This is a genomic window from Bacillota bacterium (genome assembly GCA_040754675.1).
GTDB lineage: Bacteria > Bacillota > Limnochordia > Limnochordales > Geochordaceae > Geochorda.
Window position 1 is genome coordinate 1 of record JBFMCJ010000245.1, and the last position, 6245, is coordinate 6245.

A 6245-nucleotide genomic window follows, 5' to 3' on the forward strand; every position below is an offset into this window, starting at 1 on the left:
CAGTCGATCCGCTTCTCCGTCTCCTTGTCGAACAGGTGCACCCGGTTCATGTTGAGCGTGACCCGGTGCGGCTCGCCGTCCCGGGCGCCGGTGTGCGGGTCGACTCGGGCCACGAACGAGTGTGACCCGACCGTGGCGTACAGGTACGACTCCGACCCCATGGGCTCCACCACGTCGATGGTGGCCACCACGGTGGTCGCCGGGTCGGGGTTGGCGATGAGCTCGGAGTCCTCGATGTCCTCCGGGCGGATGCCGAAGATGACCGGCCTGTCGATGTACTCGCCCAACCTCTGGATCTCCGCCGCCTTCTGCAGGGGGATGGGCAGGCGCATGGGTTCGGCGTCGAGGTAGTACTGGCCGTTGTCCCGGCGCACGATGCCCTCCAGGAAGTTCATCGCGGGGCTGCCGATGAAGCCGGCCACGAAAACGTTCACCGGCTTCTCGTAGACCTCGAGCGGCGCCCCGACCTGCTGGATGAACCCGTCCTTCATGACGACGATGCGGTCGCCCATGGTCATGGCCTCGGTCTGGTCGTGGGTCACGTAGATGACCGTGGCCTCGAGGCGGCGGTGCAGCTTGGAGAGCTCAGCCCTCATCTGCACGCGGAGCTTCGCGTCCAGGTTGGAGAGCGGCTCGTCCATGAGGAAGACCTTGGGTTCCCGGACGATGGCCCGGCCGACCGCCACGCGCTGGCGCTGCCCGCCCGACAGCTCCTTGGGCTTGCGGTTGAGCAGGTTCTCGATGCCGAGCATGCGGGCGGCTTCCTTGACCCGCCGGTCGATCTCGGCCCTGGGGAACTTGCGCAGCTTCAGCCCGAACGCCATGTTGTCGTAGACGTTCATGTGGGGATAAAGCGCGTAGTTCTGGAAGACCATGGCGATGTCCCGGTCTTTGGGGGGCACGTCGTTGACCAGGGTCTCGCCGATGAAGATGTTGCCCTCCGTCACCTCTTCCAGGCCCGCCACCATGCGCAGAGTCGTCGACTTGCCGCACCCGGACGGGCCGACCAGCACCACGAACTCCTTGTCCTGGATGTCCAGGTTGGCCCTGTTGACCGCCACCACGTTGCCGAAGCGCTTGGTCACGTTCTCGAGCGTGACGCTTGCCATGAACCCCCACGCCTCCTCGGGGCCGCCTTGCGCGGCTCTGGTGTCACCAAAGCGGCGGTTCGACACACTTTCGGCGGCCCCCTGCCGGAAGGCGTGTGTATACAAGATCCAGATGCTTTACCCTGCATCGCCTCCGCGACACCGCACAACGCCATCCTCTACCTCGGGGGTCGCGAAGAGGCCCGGGCCGAAGGGCCCGAGCCTCTCTACCTAACGCTGATCGACCTGCGCAGCTTAGAAGCCGACGGAGGCGACCAGCTTGTACGACATATCGGACCAACTCGTCTTGGCCCCGGCTGGTGCTCCAGTCACGGTGAAGGACCGGCTGTTCCGGCCGAACGAGAGCGACAGCGACGCGTTGTCCGTTACCGCGTAGGTCACCTTGGCGCCGATCTCCATGCCCGACCCGCCGCTGACATCATACGTCGCTTTTACGGTCGTGCCGTCCGTCTGCTCGAGGGACAGATCGCTCCACGAATGGAACTTGAAGGTCGGCCCGAAGGTGAGACTGTCGGTGAGCTTGTAGCGCAGCTCGGAGTCGATCAGCATGTGGCTCTTGGCAGCGACGTAGCCATACTCCTCGACGCCGCCATCGGTGGCGTACTTGTCTTCCTTGAACGCGTCGAACTTGCCGTCCTGGTCCGCCTCGTAGGTCACGAACAGCCGTGCGGCCACGCCGGACATCACAGGATATGCGAGCTTTCCGCTCAGGGTCAGCGTGGCGTTGGGCGTAATGTCCGCAGCCTGCGACACCGAGACAACGGCCGCCGGCGCCACGTAGTCGTACCACTTCTTGACGAGATCGTTGAACAGATCAGCGAACGCCGGGTTGTCAGCGCTGCCGCGATACTTGACAGCGCCTGCGACGGTCCGAGCCGTTACAGTCCCGGCGGCATCGGTCGTCTGGCTGACCGACACGCCCGGCTGAGCCAAGTCGATGTCGTAGGTGCTACCGCCACTGATTGTCGTGTTCTCAGAGAAGTCCTTCTTGTAGCTCGCGTTCGCGGCCAGGCCCGGTATCGGCTTGAGATCGACCCTGCCGGCGAAAGCGGTCTTCTTTGCCGCATCCTGGCCGAACGCACCGGTTACCGTGAGAGGCGCCACGGTCACCTTTGCGTAACCCACAACGTCCAGACCCGTGCCATCCGGGATCGGGAGTTTCGTGACCGCGCCGACCGTGGCCGGCCCCAGAGCGGTTTCCGCCTTCACACCGACATGCTTCTTGTTGTTCTCGAACTGCGTGACGAGCGTCGGACCTAGGATTTTGCTTTCGATCCGAACGCCGCTCGTTCCGTCGAGTGTACCAAGCGCGAGAAGTCCAAGCGGATCCGTCACGTCAGCGAGTGCCGTCTTCTGCACAGCAGTGAGGGTGAACTCGGGCGGTGTGAGCACGACCTTGACCTTGCTCGGAGCCGTCAAGTCAGAGGGGGCGATTTCACCATAGAGGCTCCACTTGCCCTCTTCACCGCCGGCGAAGCTAATCAAGAGCGTATACCCGGGGGCTGCTGCCGGCTCCCAGGACACGTCTTCTGCCGCATCAAAGTCGTTGGTGATCCCGACGCCGCCAGACAGGCTGTAGTTGATGGTGCCTCCGAAGGTAACCGATGCAAGGGCCGGGGCGGCGACCAGGACCACCGCCATCACGGCAAACAGCAGGCTCTTGCGCATCGTGGTCCTCCCCTACTGAAATATCGAGACGCGGTGGGAAACGTCCGAGACGACACACACAACGAACCGGGTCACGATACACCACAATAACCCGCCAGCATGGCTAGGCCTTCACTGCCCGGAAAGTCTCCCGTGTTTCCTTCCCGGGCTCCCTACGGCCTGTCCAATCCAGCGGGTCCCTGCCCGGCGACAGCCTCCCGTGGCCCCTGGCTGAACTGCCCTGCCCCCCTCCCCGCCGGTCTCGGGCGCCACGGCTGCCGGCAGGTAGCACGGAGAGCGCCCCTTGCGCCCTCCCACTCGCCGCCATTTCGATGCACTGGGCGAAATTCCTTCTCCTGGGTGCTGATTCAATGCCCGAAAATGTCGGCTCTTGATAGGCGCTCCCGGTCCCTGCCGAATGGCAAAAACAAGGAGGCCCCGGGTCTTGCCCGGGGCCTCCCTTACGCCCAGCCTGCCTCAGCGCAGGTGGACGCCGGCCATCGAACGTTCCCCCCGGCCGCGAGGCAGGCCGGCGAGTTCCGACCGTCGCTTGGAGCCGGCTGCCCCCTTAGAACTCGGCCTTCAGGCCTGCGTCGACCCAGGCGCCCCTGACCGAGTCGTGATGGACGCCGACCGCAAGCCCGTTCGGCGCCGTGTAGCGCAGGTCTGCGCCGTAGCTGACGCTGCCGTCAGCCGCCCGCGCCACCCGGCCCTCCAGCCCGATGCCGGGGAGGTTGGGCACGGCGTCGAGCGTCGCCGTTGCGGTCAGCTTGTGGGCCACGCCACCGGCCTGGTCGATGGTCGCCTCATAGGCCGGCGTCACGCTGAGGCCGGGCACCGTCACCGGGTATGCGACCGAGAACCTGCTCTCGGTGCGCGCCCGGTTGAGCAGGTCGAAGCTGCTGGACGCTGCGAGCTGGAACCCGTCCAGCGTGGTGCTGGCCGCAAGCGAGGCGTCCCGGTGCGGGGTCGGCTCGGCGGTGGGGTTGCCGCTTTCGTCAACCCAGCGCTGGTAGACGTCCACGCCGGCCGCAAGGTTCACGCCCTGCTGAACCGTCTGGACGCCCACGTTCACGCCGTGCTCGCCGCGGTTGTCGGCGATCCAAGGATACATCGTGCCGTCAGCCTGCCGCGCCACGTACGCCGGCTCGAAGGTGTTGTACACCTTCCGGTACCCCGCGGTCACGGTGACGTTGGGCAGGATCTGGGCCTGCGCGTCCAGGCGGGCCAGGGTCGGGGTCTCCCCGCTCGCCGCGCTGGTACCCGAAGCCGCGTAGACGCCGCTCAGGGCGATGCCCTGCATGGGAATGGCCGCGGCCGCCATCTCCCAGTCATACCGGCCGCCCGCGTTGACGGCGGTCAGTGCGCCCGCCACGCCCGCGAGGGCCGCCTTGATCTGCGCACCCAGGACGGTCTGTTCGCCGCTGCGGCCAGCGAAGGCGGCCATCCCGACGGGGCCGTAGCCCACGCCGTCGATGGAGAAGCCCTCCCAGCCGAACGTGGCGACGTACGGCGAGTAGCTCACGTCGAGGCTGCCCAGGCGAGCCCGGGTGACGGACCCACCCTGCCAGAGCTGCCCGCTGGCCTCCAGGAAGGCCCGGTCGACAGACAGCGGGCCAAGGCTGCCGCCGGACTGCACCGACATCGGCGAGAGTTTCACGACGGCCCGCAGTCCGCTGTCCGGGGTGCCGAGGGCCGCGTTCAGCTTGAGCGACGTCGCCGCCGACACGCCGGCGGGCTGGTCCAGGGTGCCGTCGTCGTTGAGCCACTGGTGCTGGCGCCAGGTGACCTCGCTCTCCATGGAGCCGGAGAGCTGGAAGTCAGCCGCCAGAGCCGGCGCCGCCAGCGCCGCCACCATCATGGCTGACACCAACACTGCCAGCTTCTTCATGAAACGCCTTATCCCCCTCAAAGGAGTACGTCTGTTCCCCGGACACTACACCACGTTGACTACCCTACGAAACGGCAGGTGCTGCTGCGATGCGGGTGCCCACCGATCGTCCGGGCGGGGGAACGGCAGGGTGAGTCTCCTCGTTTCCTCACATCCGGCGCCCCCTCCCCACCGGCTGCACCACGGGTGCGAACGGTGCTGCATCGTGCGCCCCGCGCCGCTTACGCCCCGTCCATGCAGAGCAGGCCACCCCCTTCCAGGGGCTGCGGCCTGGAGCGCAACCGAACTGGAGGGCCGTCCGTGGTCGCTCCAAGAGTGGCATTCAGGATGATGGGGGATGTAAAGGTGCCCGCCGATCCGTGGCACCTTTCGTGGCGTCCTTGCGCTCGGGAGGTTATGTGTGGGTGTTTAGCGTTCCTGCCGTGTCATTCTAGCTAACTGATGGCAGGCCGGCCAGGGCGCACCAGGGCTGGGATGGCACCCCGGCGATGCCAGACCGTGGGGGCGAAGGTCCGTCCAGATGGCAACGGTGCGGCTGGCCTATCACTCACGCCCGTACGTCTCGCACGAGCCAGCCGATGCCGGCGCTGACCAGGCTCAGCAGGATGCTCCCCCACAGCGCCGCCCAGAAGCCGTGAACGTTGAACCCCGGCACCAGACCGGCGGTGAGCCACAGCATCAACGCGTTGACGACGAACGTGAACAGCCCCAGGGTCACGATGTTGATGGGCAACGTGAGGACGATGAGAAGCGGGCGGATGAAAGCGTTGACGAGCCCGAGAATGGCCGCGGCCACCAGGGCCGCGAAGACCCCGCCCACCTGGATGCCGCCCACGAGCTTTGCCACCAGGAGAAGGGCCACCCCGTTGATGAGCCAGCGTCCCACCCAGCCTCGCATCGGTTGGTCCCGCCCCCACCCTTTTGTTGCCGCAACCCCGCCCGTGTTACCGCCGTTTGGCCCCTGTTAGCGCTACTCCACCGTGATCTCGACGCCGGTATCGTCGTCGCCCCGGATTTCGAGGATCTTGCCGCTGGCCCCGTGCTCGACCTGCTCCAGGAGCGCCTGTAGATCCACGCCCTGGAAGTAGTGCTTGGATCGGTCGGGGATCAGCCGCAGCGCCGAGCGCGCCAGCGCCAGGGGAATGTTGAGATTGACCCTGTCCTCATCGTCTTCCACGACCCGGATCCGCAGCACCCGCGGCCGGCCGGGCGGCGGGGGCGCCATCCTCGGGAGAGGGGGCGCCACCGCATCGAGCAGGGCGACGGCCTGCTCCGGCGTCACCTTGCCCTGCTGCACGAGCCGCAGGATGCGCAGCCGGTCGTCGTCGCCCGGGACTGTGCGCTCCGGGCCGCCCTGATCCTGTCCGGCGGTCTGTGGCCTTTCGTCCATGGTGGAGCCCCTCTCTCAACAAGGTAGTTGGTGGACCGACTGACGGTCGGTCGGTCCGGCGGGCCCTCGGGGACCGGCTAATCCAGGCCCTCGGGGGACCGACTGACGTTCGGTCGGTCCACCACACCCCCTCAATCCGCGGTGACAACAGCGGACCCGTGACGCGTCGATGCCTGAACCTGCAGCGTCCGTGCCGCCCGGTCGAAGT

5 protein-coding genes are annotated in these 6245 nt (G+C 66.8%); all 5 read right to left on the reverse strand.

Annotated elements, in window-relative coordinates:
* On the reverse strand, positions 1-1109 hold a 1109-nt coding region (ugpC, locus tag AB1609_13795; GenBank protein ID MEW6047532.1), incomplete at its 3' end, for a sn-glycerol-3-phosphate ABC transporter ATP-binding protein UgpC.
* A 234-nt stretch (positions 1110-1343) separates the two neighbouring features.
* Positions 1344-2777 (reverse strand): hypothetical protein, encoded by a 1434-nt coding sequence (locus AB1609_13800; GenBank protein ID MEW6047533.1) that lies wholly within the window; start codon positions 2775-2777, stop codon positions 1344-1346.
* Between the two features lie 547 nt (positions 2778-3324).
* Complete coding sequence (locus AB1609_13805; protein ID MEW6047534.1) at positions 3325-4647, reverse strand: hypothetical protein; 1323 nt, start codon at positions 4645-4647, stop codon at positions 3325-3327.
* A gap of 547 nt (positions 4648-5194) precedes the next feature.
* Positions 5195-5545, reverse strand: a complete 351-nt coding sequence (locus tag AB1609_13810) for a phage holin family protein (GenBank protein MEW6047535.1) — start codon at positions 5543-5545, stop codon at positions 5195-5197.
* Between the two features lie 72 nt (positions 5546-5617).
* On the reverse strand, positions 5618-6037 hold the full coding sequence (locus tag AB1609_13815) for a hypothetical protein (protein ID MEW6047536.1): 420 nt from the start codon (positions 6035-6037) through the stop codon (positions 5618-5620).
* Positions 6038-6245: the final 208 nt, after the last annotated feature.

Bases quoted from the DNA above. Each gene is read 5' to 3' on its own strand.
- AB1609_13800 (MEW6047533.1), bottom strand. From the start codon at position 2,777: ATGCGCAAGAGCCTGCTGTTTGCCGTGATGGCGGTGGTCCTGGTCGCC.
- AB1609_13805 (MEW6047534.1), bottom strand. From the start codon at position 4,647: ATGAAGAAGCTGGCAGTGTTGGTGTCAGCCATGATGGTGGCGGCGCTG.
- AB1609_13810 (MEW6047535.1), bottom strand. From the start codon at position 5,545: ATGCGAGGCTGGGTGGGACGCTGGCTCATCAACGGGGTGGCCCTTCTC.
- AB1609_13815 (MEW6047536.1), bottom strand. From the start codon at position 6,037: ATGGACGAAAGGCCACAGACCGCCGGACAGGATCAGGGCGGCCCGGAG.